Here is a 22,545-nt window from a genome sequence, read left to right as displayed (position 1 = left end):
TAATTTCAATTAAGGGTAGGCATCGCTTGGGTGTCTGCCCTTTTTTTGTTTCACAGTTTAAACATAAGCATGACAAACAATTATGGCTTATGCTGTTATTTTGATAAAACATTTAAACTTTGAAAAAAATGAGTAAAGTTTGGTTAATAACAGGTTGTTCAACCGGTTTCGGCAGGGAGCTGGCTAAAGAAGTACTGGAGGCGGGCTATCGTGCCGGCATCGCCGCGCGCAATACAGACGATGTACAGGATATTATAGCCGCATTTCCACACACCGCGGTAGCGGTTAAATTAGATGTCACTGACGAAACTCAAATTAAAGCTGCCGTAGCGCAGGTTAATGAAAAGTTTGGGCAGATAGACGTATTGGTAAATAATGCAGGCATTGGTTACTTCGGCGCAATTGAAGAAAGCGAAGAAGACGAAGTACGCCGGATGTTCGAAATCAATTTCTGGGGCCTTACCCACATGACCACGGCCGTACTGCCCCTTATGCGCGCTAAACGCAGCGGGCATATTGTAAACATTGCATCAATAGGCGGCTTGGTTGGTTTCCCCGGTGTAGGCTTTTATAACGCTACAAAGTTTGCTGTCGACGGATATTCAGAGGCATTAGCCAAAGAAACCGCTCCGCTGGGTATAAAAGTTACCGTAATAAACCCAAGCGGTTTCCGTACCGACTGGGCCGGTCGCTCGGCTAATAACAGCAAGATCAGTATTCCGGATTATAAAGAAACGGCCGAAGCTAACAAGCAAGCCATCCGCGGCTACAGCGGCAAACAACCCGGCGACCCCGTTCGTGCTGCTAAAGCCATTGTAAAAGCTGTTGAGGCTGAAAATCCACCCTTACATTTGTTGCTCGGTGTAGCCGCTTTAAAAGGAGCCCGTAATAAACTGGATGTATTGAAAAGAGATTTTGATGCCTGGGAGGAAACAACCATTGGCGCCGACTATCCGCAAGACGAACAATAAATTTACCCTGAACAATAACACTTATGGACTTACAATTAAAAGATAAAGTAGCGCTGATAACCGGTTCAACCGCCGGCATCGGCTATGCTACAGCCAAGCAACTGGCGCATGAAGGTGCACAGGTGATTGTGAATGGCCGTACCCAACAACGTGTGGACGAGGCGGTAAAAAACATCATTCAGGCAACCGGCAACCAGCAGGTAAAAGGCGTTGTTGCCGACTTTGGCAAAAAAGAGCAAATTGACGCCCTGCTTGCCGAAGTACCTGAGGTTGATATACTGATTAACAATGTAGCGATATTTGAGCCCAAAGCTTTTGCCGAGATCAGCGATGAAGATTGGCTGCGTTTTTACGAAATAAATGTTTTGAGCGGGGTACGCTTGTCGCGCGTTTACTTTGGTAAAATGCTAAAGAAGAATTGGGGCCGCATTATTTTTATTTCAAGCGAGTCGGCCATACAGATCCCTGATGAAATGATTCATTACGGCATGACCAAAACTGCGCAGATTGCCGTAGCCCGTGGCCTGGCAGAGCTTACCAAAGGCAGTAATGTAACCGTAAACTCGGTACTGCCCGGCCCTACCCTTTCTGAAGGCGTCGGCGGTTTTATTGAAAGCCTGGCCAAAGGTCAAAATAAAACAACTGATCAAATAGAGGCTGATTTCTTTAAAAGTGTGCGGCCTACCTCTTTAATTCAACGCTTTTTAACTGTTGATGAAGTGGCTAATATGATCACATACGTAGCGAGCCCGCTGGCATCGGCTACCAACGGTGCAGCTATACGCGCCGAGGGCGGTTTGTTGAAGGGAGCGTTTTAATTGTTATTTTTATACACGGGGTGTCATGCTGAGGCTCTCGAAGCATGAGCGCGGGCTAAACAAGCTGCCAGGCCTACGCTCACTCTTCGACGTAGCTCAGAGTGACACCCTCTTTTTAACTTAGCAATTATTCATACCCCACAAAGGCCTCATCCTTATAACACCACAACCATTTCTCGCCAGGCTCGGCCGAGATCACTACAGGATGATCGGTTTCATGAAAATGTTTGGTCATGTGCGTATGCGGCGAGCTATCGCAGCATAAGGTTACGCCACAGGTTTGGCAGGTGCGCAGGTGCACCCAGTGGCCGCCATGTTTAATGCACTCCTCGCAAACATAGGCCTCTGCCGTTTTTAGTTCGGTTATCTCGTCGATGTGTTTGCAGCTTTGTGCCATATTATAAAATATTTAGTGGGTTATTACGTACGTGATGAATTTTAGCCTCAAACATCTGCGCCATTTTTGCAGCGCGCCATTTAGCTTCTTCGGCTTTTAGGCCGGTAAAAAGCTCATCAACAGTTTGATTAAATAAGTTAAGCCAGGTTTCAAAATGCTCATGCTTAACCGGTAGTTTGGCATGCGGCGGGAACGGGCTGCCCAGGTAAGTGTGTTCTTCCAGTAAAACAGTTTGCCAGAAACGGTACATCTTTTCAAGGTGATGTTGCCAGTTGTCCTGTATCCGTTCGTCAAATATCGGGGCCAGCAAAGCATTTTCCCTAACCCGTTCGTAAAAGGTATCAACCAGTAGTTTGATATCGTTTAATGTTAAAATCTCGCCCGCCATAGTGCTATCTTGTTTCTGTGTTGTTATGACGCACGGCCGTCATATGAATGGTAAATGTAGTACCCTTTTCTTCGGCACTCGACACCTCTATACTGCCGCCGTGTTTCTCTACTATTTGCTTCACAATACTCAGGCCAAGTCCGACAGATTCTTCGCCCCTCAGGCCCCTACGGCTTGCTCTTGAAAAACGGTCAAATATATAAGGCAGCATAGCTTCAGGGATACCCATTCCGAAATCTTTGATATCTATAAATATCTGTCCAAAATCATCCACCCGCAGCCTGATTTCCACATGGTCGCCATCTTTCGAAAACTTAACTGCGTTACTGATCAGGTTATCCATCACGCGCTGCATCTTTTCGGTATTGATATGGGTATAAATGGGCTTATTGGTGCCGTAGTAAAGTATATTGGTATGGCCGGTTTTGTTTTTGGCCCACTCGTCTACAATCTTCAATAAATATTGATTCAGTTCGACCTCTTCTATATCAAAAACATTGTCCTTGTCGTTATGAGCCGTTTCAATCAGGTCGTTAATGATAGCATTTGCTTTATCGCACGATGCTTTGATCATCTGGACGTTTTCCTTGTTATCGGCATTGATGGTACGGTCATCCTCCATTATAGTGGCTAAAACCCGGATGGCCGCCAGCGGGTTACGTAAATCGTGCGCTACGATACCCAGTATCTCATTTTTAAGGCGACTGGCTGTTTCAATCTCTACATTTTTTTCTTCAATGGCTTTTAGTTTTAGATAATTATCGGCCCGATATGAAAAGGAAAACCTTGATATACAGTAAAATACCACCAAAACCACCAATGACCCGAGGTTGTTCATAATTATCTCGCTGGCGCCCTCCTGATAATGAGGCAGCAGCACGTTAAAACAAATACCGGCGACAACCGTAATTAAAATGGTCTCAAAAAACTCAAACGTAAAAAACGCGCCCGTAATTACCACACCAATCAAATACATCAGCATGGTGTTGCGCGGGTTGTGCATGGCAAAAAAAGTAGCCCGCATACCTGAAAACAGAATAAACAACCCAAATAACAATACCAGTATCTGGCTCAAAATATGTTTAGGCTTACCCCGCTCATATTGCGCAATCAGCACTATGCTGAGCAAGCAAAAAATGGGGTTTAAAATAGACGCAAGGATATTGGCATCATTAAACTCGTCATAGTGTTTAATGCGATCTGTAGGGATGTCATATGTCAGTACAATAAGCCTCAGTGAGATATTCAGCAGAAAATTAACAAGGCTAATAACCTTGACTATTTTGAGGTTCTGTAATGTACTGTAGTTTCTGAAAATGCCCCGGTAAGCGGGGTTAATCCGGCTAAAAAAATGAACCTGCATCTTTAAAATTTCGCTAAGCTAATATAACGATTAAATGTATACACAAGTTAATCACACATTAAAATGCTTCGCCCACGTCAATGAACAATCCGCGAGAGCCTTGCATCCCGAAACCATAATCGATAGCAATATTGGTATTTGAAACTTTGTTAAGCTTAACCCGCAATCCCGGGCCAAAACCAGGCTGTATGCGTTGTAATTTTGAACCTTGTTGAGCCGAGAAGGTGGAGGCGTTGGCAAACACCACCCCGCCAATTAAACCGTTGCCGGTTACCCTAAAGCGATATTCGGCTTCGCCATAAAACATTTGCGCACCACGAAAACGCCCCTGTATATAACCGCGGCCTGTGGCCGAGTTTGAATCCCAGGATAGGCTAGGCAGGTCGAGGTAAGCCGGCGAGCCATTCAAAATCACCCAGTCAAAGTTCCATAAGGCGATAACGTTTTCAGAATTTGCCGGAAACCTGAAATATTTGCGGGCGTCAACCATCAGCGAGTTCCAGCGCTCGGTGCTGCCCAAAGCGGTTAACGCCGAGCGATAGGTTAGCGAAACAAAAGCGCCCTTTGAAGCATTCAGCCCGTTGTTTCGCGAATCAAACAGTGTACTTATGTTAAAGCCCGACGCTATGGAATGAGCCGATTTGCCGTACCGCTCATAATCAGACACTGTCCCATCGATATTGCCTTTGTCAGTAATATCATAATGCGTATCGAGCATATAACCAATACCGGCATAAAAGTTACCCCCGATACGGCGGTAGGCATTTTCATAAAAGCGGATGAATTTATAGTCCATCGGGTCGTCGTCCTGTATCCTTGAATCGCTACCCAGCCCGTAGGTGCTTTGCGGGTATTTATAAAAGCGGTAATCGCCGATAAAGTTCCAATTGTTGTTTCTGCTCCATATACTGGTTTGCATGGGGATGCTAAACTGCTTATTTTGTGTATACGACGTGCTGGCTACAATGGTAGATACTCTTGATTGAGGCCCGGTACGAAAAGCCACGTTACCCGACAGTACTATAGCTAGTCTTGATACGAGTGTGTACCCCACGGCAGGCACTACCGATATTACCGGTTTTGAAGTCACCGAGTCGGCCGCCGGCTTTGCATTTTTGTTCAACAAACGGCTTAAAACTTCATAAAGGTCTGTTTGCGGCTTCCCCTTTTTTGAAAGAATAGTGGTATCAACTTTCGGCTTTTTGGTTGACGTATCTGCATGTATCTTGGCAATAGGAATCTCACGATTTTGCTGCGCAAAAATTTGATTACCAGCTAACACAAAAAATAAGGCGCAAAGGCTAAAACGTAGTCTCATTTATATATACACCACATGTTTGGTAAATATCTGGTGATGCGTATGGGGGCTAAGTTAATTTTTTTAGTGGCACTATGCCAAACAAATACTACAACAATTTAGCACAATAGCTCAATTATTTCTTTATTTTGCCGGCAGAAATTACTAAGAATCTGATATGACTTATTGCCTCGGGATAAAGGTTAAAGAGGGCTTACTGGCCATTGCTGATACACGCATTACTTCAGGCACCGACACTACCGTAAAAAAGAAGATTACTGTAGAACAAAAAGACGGTTTTTCGCTTTTTATCATGACCAGCGGTCTGCGCTCAATCCGGGATAAAGCGATAACTTATTTCCAGGAGTTGTTAGACACCACCGAATATAATAAGCTATATAAGGTGGTTAATGCATTTGGCCAACAGGTAAAACGTGCTGTTGACGAAGATAAGGTCGCCCTGGAGAAAGCCGGTTTCGCCTTTGATTTGCATACCATCATAGGTGGACAGCTAAAAGATGATGAGGAACATAAACTGTTTTTGCTCTATCCTGAAGGTAATTGGGTTGAGCTGGGTCAGGGCGCGCCATTTGTAATTATTGGCAACTCAGGACATGGCAAACCCATATTGAACCGTACGCTTACTGAAGACTCAAGCCTTAAACTGGCACTTAAGGTTGGCTTTTTATCGTTTGATTCAACCAGGGTAAGTTCAAACAATGTTGACTTCCCGATTGATGTAGCGATTTATAAAAAAGACAGTTTCAACATTGTTCAACAACGGTATGAGAAAAAGGACCTGGAGAGCGTATCAATTCAATGGGCCGAGCAACTGAAATCGGCCTTAGAAAACGTATCTGAAGACTGGGTAAACACAGCATTTGATAAACTAACTAAATAATACCTTATGAAATTCAAAGTATCTACCGATATGGAATATGAAGTCAGGTCGGCAAGTACTTTGATTTTAAGTATACACGCCTTAAATACTTCACATCAAACGGTGTTAAGTGAACAATTTAGCATTATTCCCAATACCGGCCCCACAGATATTGTTACTACCGGCGAAAACCGGCTTTGGCGCCTGGACATTAAAGAGCCCGGTACCTACAAAATACACTATGAGGCCCTGGTTGATAATTTCGCCAGGACGGTAGATTATTCAGACGATAAAGAACTCAGCCTTGCAGAGCTTGACCCGGCTGTATTGCCCTATCTTAACCCCAGCCGGTACTGCCAGTGCGATAAACTGCATAACTTTGCGCATAACCTGTTTGGCGATATTAAAACCCCTTTTAAACAAGTTACCGCACTAACAGACTGGATACACCAAAACGTAAAATATTTAAGCGGGTCATCCAGTACAGAAACATCGGCTTTTGATACTGTTACCGAGCAGCAGGGCGTTTGCCGCGATTTTGCGCATGTAGGTATTGCCCTATGCCGGGCCTTAAACATACCGGCAAGATATTTTACCGGCTACGCCTATCAGCTGAATCCGCCGGACTTTCATGCTTGTTTTGAAGCCTATTTACACGGCGAATGGATACTTTTTGACGCCACCAAGCTGGTGCCGTTAAATGGCATGGTTAAAATAGCTACAGGGCTCGACGCGGCAGAAGCTGCAATTGCCAACATCTTTGGAGATACCAGCCTTACCGCAATCGCCACAGCCTGCGAATTAGCTGATGAGGGCTTTGAACCAATTATTTATAGCGATAGCATTACAGGCATAGTGTATTTGTAGTCTCATCGATAACGTCGCCCACCGTTGTTAATGTTGTCACCACAACAGCGCAGATTTAAAAAAGCTCCTGTCATTCTGAACGTAGTGAAGAATTTTATCTAATTGATAGGTAAACGTGCGATAGTTCGCAAACTTTATAGGTGAATAAGATCCTTCGCTATCGCTCAGGATGACAAATTCAATCTTGGGGATCCCCCTATCTGCAAATCCTTAAGCCGGTTTCACCGGACTGCCGATCCAGTCGGTTCCCGGCGACAGGCGCTCACCCTTCATCACCAAAGATAAAGATTCTACACGCGTATCATCGCCCAGCTCACTATCATACAAAATGATAGTACCCGAGCCAATACTGCTGCGCGCGCCTATTTTTACCGGACCAATCTTCATCACCCTGTCCTCAAACAAATGCGTTTGCGGGCCACAATCCTGATTCAGGGCAGCATCATCCTGGATGGTCACCATATCAAATTCAGTAATATCGGTAGTATTCATCCACACGCGGGTGCCCATTTTCACACCCATTAACCGCAAAGCATTTGGCAGCCAGGGGGTGCCCTGCAACTGATCCAGTAGAAACGGAATAGCCAAGGCTTCATAGGTCGAAGTAATAGCTTCGCTTTTCCACACGGCCCAACTCCACATGGGTTTTTGCTGTGCTTTATAACGGCCCACAAATACCCATTTTAGTACCAGCGGAACTAAAAAGGCCGGTATCCCCATAAAAAACAAATAATAGAATGGAAACAGTACAATGATCTTCCACAGTGGGTCGTCAACCAGTAAATCGTGTGCGTAAGCTATGAAAAATATGGAGCAGCAAATAACCACGCTCTCAGGCAAAATAATACGGATAAATTCTACAACAGCCCGGGTTATTTTACGACGGATATTGGGGCGAATGGTCAATTCCTCGCCAAAAGGCGTACTCTCCTGCCTGCGCGGCAGCGGGATGGCCGGCGAACCGAACCAGTCGCGGGCCGTGCTTTCGGCTTGTTGTTTTTCGTCGGGCGGGGTTGATAATACGCCAATCAGCATATTGCTGTCCAGCTTATATCCTTGCGGTATAAGTGCACTGTTACCTACGAAACTATTATTGCCTATGGTTGTCATGCTCAAAATGAGCTGCTGCGCGCGTATATCGGCTTCGCCCAAAGTTACGGCATCTGCCACAAAAGCGCCGTCGCCAATCTCCAGCAGCGGATGCGTTACGCTGCTTGCGGTAGATACCTCTGTATTTTTACCCACTTTAGCGCCCAGCAGCCTGAAATAGCCTGCCACATAGACAGTAGCATAAATTGGGTGCATTACAATTAAGCTCAATGACATCAACTGATCTGAGAACCATTTGCGCACATAAAACATACTGTAAACAGAATATTTGCCAGGCTTTATGCCGCGCTGCAATAAGCGCGTCAGCAAAATAGTTTCGGCCATAAACAACACAATATAAAGTATGGCCAGCTCGGGCACATGCACCATGTAGTTAAAGTTATAGTCGGGCGCATTGTTGTCCATACGGTTTATGGTGATGATGGTTGGCAACAGCGGCGCCAGGATGATGAACGGAAAGATCATCATACAGAAAATAAAGATGAGTTTGTATTTGCGGCGCGTAAATGCAGATATCGGCTCAGGATGCGGCAGATCGGCAATTTGTTTGGTCTCCTTCAACTGCGCAGGGCTGCCCTGCCAAACCTCGGCCTCCTTAATAATTTTACCTTCAGGCAGCAGGCTCAGATCCTGCAGTTCGCCCCAGGCTTCAATACGCGTATCGCCTGAAATAAAAGCACTGCTGCCAATATAGGCGTGGTTGCCAATATGAATGCGACGCAGCTTGAGCAGACCATTTTCTACTATGGCGTTATTAAGATTGGTTTGCGAGCTTAGGCTGGCGTCAGAGCCAATGGTGATTAAATCTTCAGCGCCGAACCTGAAATCGCTCATTTGAGCGTCGGGCGCTATTTTCATACCCAGCCAGCGCAGGTAAATTGGGTAGAGCGGCGTACCGTTTAAAAACTGCGCGGGCAGCAGGCGCTGCATAGCCTTAACAAACCACCAGCGGAAATAGTATGAACCCCAAAGCGGGTAGTCGCCTTCTTTCATTTTGCCTATAACTACCCATTTGGTGCCGATAGACAGCAGCGTAAACACAGGAGGGATAAACGAGAACAGCACCAGCGATGTGATGATAGAATAGGCCACATTACTGGTCTCCTGATCTACATAATAATAGCCCAGGTAAGGGATAAATATCTGGAAGGCAAACAAGCCATAAATAAGCAGTAAGGCCACCGTTTGCGCCGCCCAGCAAGCAATATACCTATACCAGGGCGTTTTGTTATAAGACTTTTTAGGCTTGGCTTTTATATCGGGCTGTTGCTCCCAGGCAGTAATGAGCTTGCTTAGTGGCCTGTTCATGTAAATATCTTTGAGCGATGCTCCCGGCAGATTAGCGTCCCTGCGCAGCTGCGATACAAAACCCGCGGCTAGCAGCGAATGGCCGCCCAAGTCGTCAAAAAAATCCATTTGCGGGGTAATCTCCCGACCGGGAAATACGTTGCGTAAAACGGCTAAAATGCGCTCAGATGCCGGCGCATTCAAATCAATAGCGCTTTGGGCGATATCTACAGAAGCTAAAGATTCAGGAACAGGCAAAGCTTTACGGTTAATCTTTCCGCTGGGCATACGTGGCATTTCGTCGAGCTTGACTATGGTGCCCGGCACCATGTATGATGGTAAGGTTTTGGCAAGCTCCAGGCGAAACAAATTCTCCTCAATGTCATTAATCCCATCCATCACCACATAGCCCACCAATTGATCTTGCCCGTTACCGTCTTTTTTAACCGCAACTACAGCCGAGGCAACGCCGGTAATGGCATTGAGGCGCACCTCTATCTCACCCAGCTCAATGCGGAAACCACGCAGTTTTATCTGGTCGTCAAAGCGGCCCCGCAGGTCGACCATGCCATTTTCATTGATCATGGCAGCGTCGCCGGTGCGGTAAACCACATCGCCCGGTAAAACATTGAGCGTTGCCGGTTTTGGTACAAATTTCTGGGCTGTGAGCTGCGGCAATTTCACATACCCATTGGCCACGCCGGGACCGGTAATCACCAGTTCGCCCTCTTCTCCTACAGGTACCAGGTTCAGGTTTTCGTCAACTACGGCAAGGTTATAGTTAGGCAGCGGGTCGCCGATGACAATCTTATCGCCCTTATTGAGCTTGCCTATCGTAGCAGTTACAGTAGTTTCAGTAGGGCCATAACTGTTATAAAATTCAATTCCGGGCCGGGCCCATTTGGCCAGTACCTGCGGGGTGCAAGCCTCGCCACCAGCATTCACCAGGCGCAGGGAATTATTACTGTCGTCCATAACCGCCAGCAGGCTCGGCACGGCGTGCAGAATGGTGATTTGTTGTTCGCGAATTATGTCGCCCAGTTCGTCAATAGCTTTTGAGGTGGTATTGTCTGACACCCAGATTGTGGCGCCCACAAAATAACTGATCCAGGTTTCTTCGCACCACATATCAAAAGACACCGAAAAACCCTGATAAACTTTGTCGCTTTCGCGGATATTGAATACTGACTGTTCTGACCGTACCAAATGGCAAATCTGTTTCTGGCTGATAGGGATGCCCTTAGGTTTGCCGGTACTGCCCGAGGTATAAAGTACATAAGCTATATCGTCAGGTTGCGGCCCCCGTGACAATTCGATATGTTTGTCCGCCGCCGGCATGTCAGGCACTAAAAGCCTGGGGCAGGGCGAGTTTAATTTTTGCAGACTGAATACACCATCTGCGCCAACCTCTTCCAGGATGATCTCGACACGTTCGGCCGGTATTTCGCGGTCGACAGGTACGTAGGTTGCCCCGCTTTTTACAATACCCAGAATAGCTACATGCAGCTCTAAGCCACGCTGCCACCAAACGCCGACTTTGCTTCCGCGCGTTATACCCTTTTTATTTAAGTATTCGGCCACCGCATTGCTCCAGCGATCAAGCTCGGCATATGTAAGTGACTGATCATGGAAAATAACGGCGGTTTTGTGTGCGTATTTAGTAGCGGTATCAGCAAATAGGTTGGCTAGTGTTTCTTCGCGAATCAGGTCCGGTCGGTTAGCTCCGAGTACAATACTCAGTGAATTCATATAAAATATATAGTTACTTTAGGGGTTCAGTTATATTGGTGAATACCTAACAACGCACACAGCAGGCATTGTTTGGGTTTCTGATAAAAAAATGCGCATTTGGTTTAGTCTGTTAGCAATGAAACAACAATATTACAAATGATAGCTGGCTTCTACATGCAAATCGCTGAAAACCGGGCAAACAATGACCTGGGTCATAAACTTAGTTTATTGCCGCAGTTTCTGCAACATAAAATCGCAGCCAAACGGCAACAGCTTGATGTACATCTGTCTATAACAGGCAACTTATTATTGCTGAAACTGATAGATCATTTTAAACTTGATTTAAAGCTGGATGACCTGGGGTACGGCCCGTATCAAAGGCCTTATTTTGATGCCGGGTTTGACTTCAACATATCGCACTCAGGCAATTGTGTTATATGCTGCGGAACCATGGAAGGCAAGATAGGCGTAGATATTGAGGTGATTAAACCTATCGATATTAATTATGATGACTACTTCACCAATACTGAACAACAAAACATCCGCGCAGCCCAAAACCAACAAACCGAGTTTTTTAAATACTGGACACGTAAAGAAGCCGTACTCAAAGCTGTGGGCACCGGTGTTTATACGCCATTGCTAGCTATTAATGTATCAAGCGATGAGGTGATTTATAAGGGTGAGCATTATTATTTATCGCCATTGGAGGTGGGGCCGGGTTTTGCGGGTCACATAGCTTCTACCCTGAGGCAGGATATTTACATCAAAAAGGCCGAAGTTTAAACTTCGGCCTTTTTATTAATTAAAGCGTGAAATTGATTGGCACCGTGTAACTTACCCTAACCGCTTTACCAAACTGGTAGCCCGGCACCCAGTTAGGCGACTCACTTAATACACGGACTGCCTCTTTTGCCATCAGCATATCCGGGTACCGAAGCACCTTAAAATCAGACAGTTTACCGTCTCTTTCTACAACAAAGGCCACTATCACCCTACCCTGTGTTTTATTAAACCTGGATACGCCGGGATATTTAATATTTTGCCCCAGATAGGCGCTAAAAGCTGCTATCCCACCAAAAAATTGGGGCATCGCTTCGCGTACGGTATAGGTATAGGTTTTGTTTTCTTTACTGTAAAATGCTTTACCGGTTTTTAGCGTACCGTTATCATACGTTTCACTAAATGACATGTGCGTATCCTTATCGCCGTTCTCGCCCTTCCAGTCGCCATCGCGCAGTCCGTTCTTCACCTGTCCTTCTTCAAAAACGTAAGTAAACTTATCGTCGTACACTTTTACAATACCGTTGCCATCGGTAGCCAGGTTGGTGCCTGTTCCGGTACTGTCGCGGTAGTCCAGAAACAGCACATCGTTACCGGCTATTTTCTCGTCGTCGCTTAAGTACTTTTTGTGCAGGTAAATTTTACCGTTAGGGTAATACAGGTAGTCGTCGCCTTTCTTTCTGGCTTCGTGATAATTACACATTTCTTTCTTTTTCCCGTCTGGAAAAAACCACGTTGCCTGACCCTCAAATTGCATATTATCGGGGTTCCAGCTTTTAGCTATTGTGCGTTTGGATTTATCAGGATAGTACTCATTAACATTGTAAAGCTTTGAGCCTGAGTCGGGCGCAGACACAACGCGGATAAAATCGGCGCTGTCTAACTGATTCACCTCATGACCGTTATTTTTAAAAAATGTGGTTTTGCTGGAGAAGTGCCCCAACTGGGCCGTGGCAATGTTACTGATTGTTAAACACGCCAGTATGGCAATAAAGGTTATAGGTTTCATTATAATGTTTGTATACTACTAAGATAAACGGAATTAGCATTTTATTACATAAGCAAATAATCAACAGTAAATGATTAAAAGCATGTTACATTGAAAAATTTACCGGAACGGTGTAAGTAGCCTTTGTTGGCTTTCCAAAAGCATAGGCCGGCGTCCATTTCGGCGATGATTTAACCACTTTTATTGCTTCGTTAGAGAACAATACGTCAGGGCTTTGAACAATTTTCTCCTCGTCCAGGCTACCATCAGGCAATACTGAAAATTGAACTATTACCCTGCCCTGGGTACGATTTGAGCGCAGCATTGGCGGATACACTACTTTATTTTCCAGATACCTGCTAAAAGCCGGCAGGCCTCCCGGATATTGTGCATCAATATAGCGTACCGTGTAGTCGTAGGTTTTACCGTCGTCGGCATAAGTAGCTTTGCCTGATTTTAGCGCCCCTTCCGCATACTGCTCAACAAAGGCTATGTTATGCGTCTTATCATTATTACTGCCCTTCCATTCGCCGTCGCGTAAACCATTTTTAACAGTGCCTTCTTCAAATACATAAGAAAAATTGTTGCCATATACCCGCCATTTGCCTTCGCCGCCTGATGCTAAAACAGCGCCTGTACTATCGCGACAGTCTAAAAGTAGTTCGCCACTGCCTTTTTTATCGCTTGTATATTTTTTGTGAACATATATTTTACCGTTAGGATAATATTCATAACTGTCGCCAACTTTTTCACCGTCAACATAGTTAAACATTTCGTGTTTTTTGCCAGACGGGTAAAAGGTTTGTACTAAACCCTCGTATTCGATCTCTTTATAATTTTTGCTTTTACCGATAAGTTTCGGCGTTTTGTCTTTGTAAAACTCTTTGACATTATACAGGTTAGAGCCTGAGTCTGGCTCAGAGATCACGCTGATAAAATCGGCGCTATCTAACGTAAATACTTCCTGGCCATTGGTTTTGCGAAGCGTTGTAGTATAATATTTTTGCGCTATAGCAGTACTAAAAAGTAGGCAGAACAGCGCTGCTGTAAGGACGGCGGATTTCATTAACTTATGGTTTGTTAAGGTTTATAATACACGAATGTAATAATAATAGCCATGAATTGGCAAACTCTTTGCACCAATACCGACAAATAAGTTAGCGAATGCCTGAAGGTCCTTCTATCATAATACTTAAAGAAAAACTGAAACCATTTATTGGCAAGCGCGTGCTTAATGCTGATGGTTACGCCAAAGATTTTGATGCTACGCTATTAATTGGAAAAACTTTAAAGGGTATCAAAACCTGGGGAAAGCACACCTTGCTGATCTTCTCTAAGTTTTCGGTGCGTTTGCATATGGGGCTTTTCGGTTCATACCGCATTAATGAACCTGTAAAAAAGAACGCGGCATTACACCTGGAATTTACCAATGGCTATGTAAATTTTTCGATTACGGCGGTTAAGTTGATTGAGCAGCCGCTTGACGAGCTATATGATTGGTCGGCCGATATTATGAGCGACCGCTGGGACAGCGCCAAGGCGCTAAGCCGACTAAAATCAAAGCCTAAAGCCATGATTTGCGATGCGCTTCTTGATCAAAAGATATTTGCGGGCTCTGGCAATATTATTAAAAACGAAGCGCTGTTCAGAGCACGGCTGCACCCCGAAAGCATTATTGGCCAAATACCCGACGATAATTTAAATGAGTTAATAAAACAGGTAGTTAACTTTACCCGTGACTTTTTAAAATGGCGCAAAATCAATCAGCTTACTAAACACCTGGAGGCTTACCAAAAAGATATTTGCCCGCGTAATTTAATACCCTTTCATAAAGCTGATACCGGCAAGACCAAGCGGCATTCGTATTTTTGTGAGCGATGCCAGGAATTGTTTGATTAGGTTAATAGGTATGAAACACAAAATTCCCCTTATCAATTTCGCCAATGGTTATGTAGTAGTCATTACGGGCTGAAAAGCCGAATGTTACGGGTGTCTTTCTTATTTGCGTTAAGGGCCTGCCAAAAGCTGTAGCCGGTTTCCATTTGGGTGAGGCTTTAAATAACCTCTTGGCTTCTTCAGAAAATGCCAGATTGGGGCTTTCAGTAACTTTACAGTCAGTAATTGTACCATCTGTTGAAACAGAAAATTCCAACATTACATTTCCTGCAGAATGGCTTACCCGCTCGGCTGAAGGGTATCTCCCGTTATCAGAAACATATCTATCTAAGGCTTTTAGTCCGCCAGGAAATTCCGCATCAACATATCGCGTATTATACGTGTATGTTTGATTATCGTCGGCATAAACAGAACTACCTGATTTTAACTCTCCATTGCTATATTGCTCCGTGAAAGTTATGTTATGTGACTTATCGCCGTTATTGCCTTTCCATTCACCTTCCTTTGCACCGCCTTTTACTGGCCCTTCTTCAAAAACAAAGGCAAAATTTCCGGAATAAATCCTCCATTTACCTTCACCGTCCGCGGCTAATACATTACCTGTACTGTCACGACAATCTAAAAGCAACTGGTTATAGTTATTTTTATCAGCAATATACTTTGTATGTGTATATATTTTACCATTAGGATAATACTCATAACTATCGCCAATTTTAATCCCGTCAAGATAATCTATTAACTCATGCTTTTTTCCTGATGGGTAAAAGGTTTTCACCAGTCCCTCATAAGTTATTTCTTTATTGGTTTTACTTTTGCCGATAAGTTTTGGCGTTTTATCTTTATAAAACTCTTGAACGTTATATAAGCGCGAGTCTTGATCCGGCTCTGAAATCACACTGATAAAATCGGCGCTATCTAAAGAAAAAACTTCCCGGCCATCATTTTTTCGCAGTGTAGTGGTGTAGTGTTTTGGGCAAACACGTTGTTAAAAAGCAGACAAAAAAGTGCTGTTGTAAAGAGAATAGACTTCATTAATTGTGTGTAAGGCTTAATCAATATTGATGCTAATATAGCAAAATAAAGCATACATGTTGTCACTCTACTATAAGGCTAATCCCGAATTTCTTCTGACAATTACCATTCCACCGCTATAAAAGTTACTAATTTATTCCAGCACCCTCACCTTCAAAAAGCTTGGATGCTCTTTTGAAGTATAAATACGCTCTGTTGCCTTTTTAAAATCACTTTCATTAGCCTTCATGATATTGACAAAAGTTTGCGGGTTGCGGTCAATAAGCGGGAACCAGGTGCTTTGTACCTGCACCATAATCTTATGGCCTTTTTTGAAGGTATGAAGTATGTCCTGCAACTCGAAATTTACCGGCGTTACCTTGTCAGGCGCAAACGGCTCAGGGTGCTCAAAGCTGTTACGGTATTTGCCGCGGATGGGTTCAGAGCGCACCATTTGTTCATAACCGGCCATTTTCACGTTAGGCGCAGTAAATTTATTGTTTGATACAGTATCCGGGTAAACATCAAGTACCTTAACCACAAAATCGGCATCAGTACCAGTTGTAGATACTTTAAGGTTTGCCCAGATATTGCCTGCGATAGTTACATCCTCCGTCAGCACATCTGTTTGGTAGCTGACCACGTCTTTTCGGTCTTTCAGAAAACGTTGATCGGCAGTCATATATTCACGCTGCATGTCCATGGTCTTGTTGCGGTCGGCTATGAAAGGTACCGGGTTGTTGGGGTCAGACACATATTCATCATAGCTATCCTTAGCTCCTGCCGGCTCCTCGAACGATAGCTTACCGCCGGGCAAAAAGTATAATTGTTTATCGACTACGTTTTTCGGCGGCCAGGTATTATAAGTTTTCCATTCGTTTTTACCGGTTTCAAAAGTATTTACCGGAGCCAGGTTAAGCGGTGTCCCTTTAAGATAATGACTAAAGAAATTAAACTCAATATCTTCGCGATAATGCGGACCTTGAGGTCCGCCAAAATCCACGTCACCCAGATGATCGCCGGGGCCGCGCGACCAGCCGCCGTGCACCCATGGCCCCATGGCAAAGTAAACCGGCGTTTGCGGATTTTTAGCTACCAGGGTTTTATATGTATTGATGGCCCCGTACAAATCTTCAGCATCATACCAGCCACCGGTAACCAGTGTCGGAGTTTTAATATCGTGCAGGTGGGTTAATACATTGCGGTCTTTCCAATGCTGATCGTAATCAGGATGATCTATCATTTCATTCCACAGGCGGATGGTGTCTTTATAATACTTGTCGTTAGTATTCTTCATCGGCCCCATTTTCATAAAAAAGTCGTAGCCATCATCGGTCTTCGGATCAAACTGTATGCCCCTGCGCTGTGTCGGCTTATCGTCCTGACGGTTGGTAAACCCGGGATAAAAACCAAAATTGGCCACCAAAAAGAATGCACCGTTGTGCCAGCCATCATCTCGCCACAAATCAGCTATGGGCGCTTGCGGCGAAGCTGCAGCCAAAGCCGGGTGACGGCTCAGCAAGGCGGTGGTAGTATAAAAACCAGGATACGAAATACCCCATACCCCTACTTTGCCATTGTTACCGGGGATATTCTTGATGAGCCAATCGATAGTGTCGTAAGTATCGGTGCCTTCATCAATATCTTTATTGGTTTTATGATTTTCCAGCTCGGGTGTCATTTCTTCATAAATACCTTCGCTCATCCAGCGGCCGCGTACATCCTGATAAACAAAAATAAATCCGTCATGCACAAAATGGCTTGACGGGCCCAAAGCCGACTTATACAGACCATCGCCATAAGGCGCTACACTGTAAGGTGTGCGGTCCATCATAATAGGATACTTTTTGCTTTGGTCTTTAGGTACATACACCGAGGTGAACAGCTTCTTACCATCGCGCATGGGTATCTGGTACTCATACTTGGTGTAATTTTCCTTAATGTATGCGGCGGCGGCACCGGGCGATTGTGCGCAGGCTGTTTGTAAGCTAATGAACGATAAAATAATTATGGCGAGCTTTTTCATGCGAATTGTAAGTGATGAAAGGTAGGCATTTAATTACAAAAACGGCTAACGCCAAGCTAAAACCTTAAGTGCAGACCAGGGAATTGCAGCGCTGAAAATATTTTTTAAAATTGTAACAAATTTGTTATAATTTATTTTTAGCTTTATATCAACCAATTTGTAAAGGAGGCTAAATCATGAAAAGAGCACTACTATTTTGTTTAGTAGCTTTTGGTTTTGGCGCGGCTGCGAGAGCCCAATGCCCCATCAGTGAAATTTTGACCACCAAAGAGCCGCAGGCTATCGCTGCACTTATTGAAAACAATACCGATTGCCTGCGCCAGGCATTAACACAAAACCCCGAGTATCAAAACTTCAGGGTTTATGTAGATTACATTTACAACACCTCGACACCCTGGATTTTCCATACCAATTTGCAAAAAGAAAAGCTTTTCCAGGACTTTTATGACAGATGGGGACAAGCCTACCCTACCATGAGTTCGCCAGCGCCTGACGACCCTGAGTTTTATACCGCACTTAAAGAAATGGTAGCTACCGACCCTATATTTTTTACGCAACATAAAGAGACTAAGATCCCTGTTAAATACCAGCAATGGTTATATGTAAAAAACCTGATTGCTAAATACGGCGAACGCAATGTTGTAGTGCTGGCCAACGCTACTGCAAAAATTGCAAATCTGGCTACGCCAAATTACACCGTGTTCGTGTCAAATTAAATGGCTTAGCTTGTCCCGGTCACGTGGGGCAAGTGTTATATGTGTGATGAGTTCGTTAATAGCGGCGGGGGTAGTGTCCTGCCGCTTTTTTTTTGCAAAGCCGGAGGGATTCGAACCCTCGTCTAATACTGTCATCACGCCAAAATATCCGCAATCTCCTCAAACCCTTTTTCTCTGGCGACGTCACTTGGCAACTTACCGCCTTCCATGCGCACATTAACATCTGCGCCATTCTCCAGCAACAATATTAACAGCTCCAGATTGCCATTTTGCGCTGCAGAATGCAGCGGCGTAACGCCCGCTTGCTGACGGATATTCACTTTAGCGCCGTTTTCAATAAGCATCCGGGCTATATTGGTGTAGTTACCGGCAGCAGCCGAATGCAGGGGGAAAACATTAAACCCATTATTTGAAGGTTGATTTACATCTGCACCCTTTAATACCAGGTAGCGCGCCACTTCAAACTGCCCAAAATAGCAGGCCAGGCCAAGAGGCGTAAAGCCATCATCGGCATATAAATTTACAGCGTCTGGATTGGTAACGATGAGATGGGCTACCACATCAAATTTCCCGGCGGCAGCGGCCTCAAATAAATTGATCTCATTTATAAACTTAAGCAATAATGCAGTTACCTCTGGTTTTTTGAAATAGCAGGACAACATCAGCGGCGATACGTTATGGCTGGTCATAGCCGTTGCCAGTTCGGGCTGCTGGCTTAGCAAACTATTCAATGCGGGCACGTTGCCTTCGGTTATATATTGTTCAATTAAGTCGACGCTCATTTTATCTCAATATTAACAAAAAAATTAAAATATTAATAGCCAGCGCATTGATTTTTAAGTTTATAAACAATCGTCGTATATTGCCTTATCAGCTAGCTTTAGTTATATGGAAAACATAAAATTAGGTGCGGCGGTGCCGCAATTGCCGGTAGTTGAGGTGGAGAAAGCCCAAACATATTACTGCGATATTTTAGGTTTTGAACTATTGTGGACCTACCCTGACAAATACATTGGTGCGGTGGGCAGGGGTGATCTGGTGATTTTCTTCGCAAAAACCACCCAACCCATAACGCCGTGTTACCACTGGATCTTTACAGAAACGGTTGATGAAGCTTATCAAGAGTTAAAAGCCAGAGGTGCGGATATTGTCGAAAACATCGAAGATAAACCCTGGAACATCCGCCAATTCGCTATTAAAGATTTAAACGGACACATTTTTTATATTCACCAGGGATAGCCCTGCGCCCAATACTTTTACTAAATATTTAGGCAACGCTGCGTTTAATCTATTACCTTTATATTTGCAATATAATCTATATTAGTAGGAATGCCGGTAAAAGGAAATCAGTTTAAATCGAATACATTCAGAGAAGAAAATCTACCTCGCGACTCGTCAGATAAAAGGTCGAAAGAGCGCGTGCCGAAGCCAAAACCTGAGCGCGGCATGCCTGCCTTCAACCTGCAAGACGGCCGCGCCATCAAAATAGCCGGGTTATTTTTCCTGCTGATGTCGCTTTTCTTTTTGATTGCTTTTACCTCCTATCTGTTTACCTGGCAGCAAGACCAAAGCTACGTTTCGGCAGCCAATGGCGGCTGGCATAATTTGTTTACCAGCCAGGCCGAGCTAAAGCTAAAGGGCATTGACCCTGTTGAAAACTGGCTGGGAAAATTTGGTGCGCTGTTATCCAACCAATTTATCTTTGAATGGTTCGGTGTTGCGTCCTTCCTTTTTGTGTTTGTATTTTTTGTGATCGGTTACCGTATGCTGTTTAAAGTTCGCCTTTTCTCGGCAGTGCGCACGCTGGGTTATTCATTTTTCGGGCTCATATTTACCTCAATAGCGCTGGGGTTTTTCCACGCGTTTTTGTACGATACGCCACATTTTCTGGAAGGCAACTTTGGGTTTTGGACAAACCGTCTGCTGGATGTGCAAATAGGCCAATCGGGCACTGCCGGTTTATTAATTTTTGCGGCACTCACCGTATTGATCGTCGCTTATAACATCGACTTTAAAATTCCCAAGCGCGCGCCAAAAGAGGCCGCTATCCCGCCCGTTACCGATTTTGAGGCCACTGACGCCTTTAATGACGAAGCGGTTGAGCTGGTAGACGAAGATATTTCGCACCCTGTTGAGTGGCCTAAAAACAGTAATAACATTAAACCAGAGGCTTTCAATCAGCCTATTGTTATGCCGCCGCCAACGGTAATGCCCGAACCGGTATATCATGCCCATGAACCCCTGGTGCTAACACCTGATGACGAAAATGCCGAACCAGACCTGGGTGAAGATATTCCGTTGACTTTAGAAACAGAGCGCCCAAGCCCGGTACTAAACGTCGAAAAAGCTGACGACGAAAAAGCCCGGGCGCTGGTTGAAGAGTTTGGTACCTATGACCACACACTCGACCTGAAATCGTACAAATACCCTACGCTGGGATTATTGGAAGATTATGGCACCGGCAAAATTGCCGTAAACGCCGAGGAGCTTGAAGCCAACAAAAACAAGATCGTCGAAACGCTGAATCATTATAATATCGAGATTGACAAGATCAAAGCAACCATCGGCCCGACAGTAACATTATATGAGATCATCCCGGCACCGGGTGTGCGTATCTCCAAGATCAAAAACCTGGAAGACGATATTGCATTGAGTTTAGCGGCTTTGGGCATCCGTATCATCGCCCCTATGCCTGGTAAAGGTACCATTGGTATAGAGGTGCCAAACCAAAACCCGGAGATGGTGTCGATGCGTTCCATCCTGGCTACCGAGAAATACCAAAACACCACCATGGATCTGCCTATCGCCTTAGGTAAAACCATATCAAACGAAGTATTTATAGCCGATTTGGCCAAGATGCCGCACTTATTGGTGGCGGGTGCCACCGGTCAGGGTAAATCTGTCGGTATTAACGCCATATTGGTGTCGCTGCTTTACAAAAAACATCCTGCCGAGCTGAAGTTTGTATTGGTTGACCCTAAAAAGGTGGAGCTTACATTGTTCCGCAAAATTGAGCGTCACTTCCTGGCCAAGTTACCAGACGAGGAAGATGCCATCATTACTGATACCAAAAAAGTAGTAAATACACTCAATTCGCTTTGTATCGAGATGGATCAGCGTTATGACCTGCTCAAAGACGCGCAGGTGCGTAACCTGAAAGAATATAACGCCAAATTTATCAATCGTAAGATCAGCAACCCAGAAAAGCATCGTTACCTGCCATTCATTGTACTGGTTATTGACGAGTTTGCCGACCTGATGATGACTGCCGGGAAAGAGGTGGAAACACCTATTGCCCGTTTGGCACAGCTGGCCCGTGCAGTAGGTATACATTTGGTTATTGCTACGCAGCGCCCGTCGGTTAACATTATTACGGGTACTATTAAGGCAAACTTCCCTTCAAGATTGGCGTTTAGGGTATTGTCCAAGATCGACTCGCGTACTATCCTGGATGCAGGTGGGGCCGACCAGCTAATTGGTCGAGGCGATATGCTGTTCAGTACCAGCAGCGACCTGATACGCTTGCAATGCGCCTTTGTGGACACGCCTGAGGTTGAAAGGATATCAGACTTTATTGGTAACCAACGCGGCTACCCTACTGCCCTGTTGCTGCCTGAATACATAGGCGAAGGTGAACAAAGCAGCGCCAAAGATTTTGACCCGAACGACCGCGACCCGATGTTTGAGGAGGCAGCACGCCTGATTGTAATGCACCAGCAAGGTTCAACCTCGTTGATACAACGTAAACTTAAACTAGGCTATAACCGTGCAGGCCGCATTATTGATCAATTAGAGGCCGCCGGTATCGTCGGTCCGTTTGAAGGCAGTAAGGCCCGCGAAGTGCTGTATCCGGATGAATATTCATTGATGCAGTATCTGGAGGCGATGGATAAGGATTAAGCCAAATAAAGATAGGTGTCATCCTGAGGCTCTCGAAGGGTAAGCATAAGCTTTAACCACATGCTTCAAGTGCCACAACTTTTTAAACCAAACATATAACTAAACGTTTTGGACTATAT

The 22,545-nt window shown here is 44.8% G+C and carries 19 protein-coding genes; 9 read left to right on the top strand and 10 right to left on the bottom strand.

Features of this window, described 5'->3' with window-relative positions; genetic code table 11:
• Positions 1-128: 128 nt before the first annotated feature.
• Positions 129-971, top strand: coding sequence for an oxidoreductase (locus tag ACFS5N_RS01215; protein ID WP_377181377.1), 843 nt, complete (start codon positions 129-131; stop codon positions 969-971).
• A 23-nt stretch (positions 972-994) separates the two neighbouring features.
• Positions 995-1,789: an SDR family NAD(P)-dependent oxidoreductase gene (locus ACFS5N_RS01210; protein WP_377181375.1), complete on the top strand. Its 795-nt coding sequence runs from the start codon at positions 995-997 to the stop codon at positions 1,787-1,789.
• 127 nt (positions 1,790-1,916) lie between these two features.
• Here ACFS5N_RS01210 and ACFS5N_RS01205 read toward each other — a convergent pair whose 3' ends face one another.
• From ACFS5N_RS01205 to ACFS5N_RS01190, 4 genes are read right to left on the bottom strand one after another with little or no spacing between them, the layout of a single operon-like run.
• Complete coding sequence (locus ACFS5N_RS01205; protein ID WP_377181373.1) at positions 1,917-2,186, bottom strand: UBP-type zinc finger domain-containing protein; 270 nt, start codon at positions 2,184-2,186, stop codon at positions 1,917-1,919.
• A gap of 1 nt (position 2,187) precedes the next feature.
• Positions 2,188-2,574, bottom strand: coding sequence for a group III truncated hemoglobin (locus tag ACFS5N_RS01200; RefSeq protein WP_377181371.1), 387 nt, complete (start codon positions 2,572-2,574; stop codon positions 2,188-2,190).
• A 4-nt stretch (positions 2,575-2,578) separates the two neighbouring features.
• Positions 2,579-3,937, bottom strand: coding sequence for a sensor histidine kinase (locus ACFS5N_RS01195; protein ID WP_377181369.1), 1,359 nt, complete (start codon positions 3,935-3,937; stop codon positions 2,579-2,581).
• 58 nt (positions 3,938-3,995) lie between these two features.
• The gene (locus ACFS5N_RS01190) at positions 3,996-5,255 is read right to left on the bottom strand and encodes a BamA/TamA family outer membrane protein (protein WP_377181367.1); all 1,260 of its coding nucleotides are present in this window, start codon (positions 5,253-5,255) and stop codon (positions 3,996-3,998) included.
• 157 nt (positions 5,256-5,412) lie between these two features.
• Here ACFS5N_RS01190 and ACFS5N_RS01185 point away from each other — a divergent pair, with 157 nt between their 5' ends.
• Positions 5,413-6,135: a peptidase gene (locus ACFS5N_RS01185; protein WP_377181365.1), complete on the top strand. Its 723-nt coding sequence runs from the start codon at positions 5,413-5,415 to the stop codon at positions 6,133-6,135.
• A 6-nt stretch (positions 6,136-6,141) separates the two neighbouring features.
• Positions 6,142-6,981, top strand: coding sequence for a transglutaminase-like domain-containing protein (locus tag ACFS5N_RS01180; RefSeq protein WP_377181363.1), 840 nt, complete (start codon positions 6,142-6,144; stop codon positions 6,979-6,981).
• Positions 6,982-7,191: 210 nt separating this feature from the next.
• Here ACFS5N_RS01180 and ACFS5N_RS01175 read toward each other — a convergent pair whose 3' ends face one another.
• On the bottom strand, positions 7,192-11,127 hold the full coding sequence (locus ACFS5N_RS01175) for a Pls/PosA family non-ribosomal peptide synthetase (RefSeq protein ID WP_377181361.1): 3,936 nt from the start codon (positions 11,125-11,127) through the stop codon (positions 7,192-7,194).
• Positions 11,128-11,265: 138 nt separating this feature from the next.
• Between ACFS5N_RS01175 and ACFS5N_RS01170 the strand changes: the two genes are divergently transcribed.
• Positions 11,266-11,892 (top strand): 4'-phosphopantetheinyl transferase family protein, encoded by a 627-nt coding sequence (locus ACFS5N_RS01170; protein ID WP_377181359.1) that lies wholly within the window; start codon positions 11,266-11,268, stop codon positions 11,890-11,892.
• 19 nt (positions 11,893-11,911) lie between these two features.
• Here ACFS5N_RS01170 and ACFS5N_RS01165 read toward each other — a convergent pair whose 3' ends face one another.
• The gene (locus tag ACFS5N_RS01165; protein ID WP_377181357.1) at positions 11,912-12,898 is read right to left on the bottom strand and encodes an energy transducer TonB; all 987 of its coding nucleotides are present in this window, start codon (positions 12,896-12,898) and stop codon (positions 11,912-11,914) included.
• Positions 12,899-12,983: 85 nt separating this feature from the next.
• The gene (locus tag ACFS5N_RS01160) at positions 12,984-13,943 is read right to left on the bottom strand and encodes a TonB family protein (RefSeq protein WP_377181355.1); all 960 of its coding nucleotides are present in this window, start codon (positions 13,941-13,943) and stop codon (positions 12,984-12,986) included.
• Between the two features lie 98 nt (positions 13,944-14,041).
• On the opposite strand from ACFS5N_RS01160, the gene ACFS5N_RS01155 reads away from it, so the two are divergent.
• The gene (locus ACFS5N_RS01155) at positions 14,042-14,776 is read left to right on the top strand and encodes a DNA-formamidopyrimidine glycosylase family protein (protein WP_377181353.1); all 735 of its coding nucleotides are present in this window, start codon (positions 14,042-14,044) and stop codon (positions 14,774-14,776) included.
• Between the two features lies 1 nt (position 14,777).
• Here the strand turns inward: ACFS5N_RS01155 and ACFS5N_RS01150 are convergent, their stop codons facing one another.
• The gene (locus ACFS5N_RS01150) at positions 14,778-15,668 is read right to left on the bottom strand and encodes a TonB family protein (RefSeq protein ID WP_377181351.1); all 891 of its coding nucleotides are present in this window, start codon (positions 15,666-15,668) and stop codon (positions 14,778-14,780) included.
• A gap of 270 nt (positions 15,669-15,938) precedes the next feature.
• Positions 15,939-17,810, bottom strand: a complete 1,872-nt coding sequence (locus tag ACFS5N_RS01145; RefSeq protein WP_377181349.1) for a CocE/NonD family hydrolase — start codon at positions 17,808-17,810, stop codon at positions 15,939-15,941.
• 176 nt (positions 17,811-17,986) lie between these two features.
• On the opposite strand from ACFS5N_RS01145, the gene ACFS5N_RS01140 reads away from it, so the two are divergent.
• Complete coding sequence (locus tag ACFS5N_RS01140) at positions 17,987-18,526, top strand: hypothetical protein (protein WP_377181346.1); 540 nt, start codon at positions 17,987-17,989, stop codon at positions 18,524-18,526.
• 134 nt (positions 18,527-18,660) lie between these two features.
• On the opposite strand, the gene ACFS5N_RS01135 is transcribed toward ACFS5N_RS01140, so the two are convergent.
• Positions 18,661-19,308: an ankyrin repeat domain-containing protein gene (locus tag ACFS5N_RS01135; RefSeq protein ID WP_377181344.1), complete on the bottom strand. Its 648-nt coding sequence runs from the start codon at positions 19,306-19,308 to the stop codon at positions 18,661-18,663.
• A 106-nt stretch (positions 19,309-19,414) separates the two neighbouring features.
• Here ACFS5N_RS01135 and ACFS5N_RS01130 point away from each other — a divergent pair, with 106 nt between their 5' ends.
• Positions 19,415-19,765: a VOC family protein gene (locus tag ACFS5N_RS01130; protein WP_377181342.1), complete on the top strand. Its 351-nt coding sequence runs from the start codon at positions 19,415-19,417 to the stop codon at positions 19,763-19,765.
• Positions 19,766-19,855: 90 nt separating this feature from the next.
• The gene (locus ACFS5N_RS01125; protein WP_377181340.1) at positions 19,856-22,426 is read left to right on the top strand and encodes an FtsK/SpoIIIE family DNA translocase; all 2,571 of its coding nucleotides are present in this window, start codon (positions 19,856-19,858) and stop codon (positions 22,424-22,426) included.
• Positions 22,427-22,545 lie beyond the last annotated feature (119 nt).

Source organism: Mucilaginibacter ximonensis (assembly GCF_042686265.1).
GTDB lineage: Bacteria > Bacteroidota > Bacteroidia > Sphingobacteriales > Sphingobacteriaceae > Mucilaginibacter > Mucilaginibacter ximonensis.
Note: the sequence above shows the minus strand (reverse complement) of the source record. Positions and strands in the feature narration are given on the sequence as shown.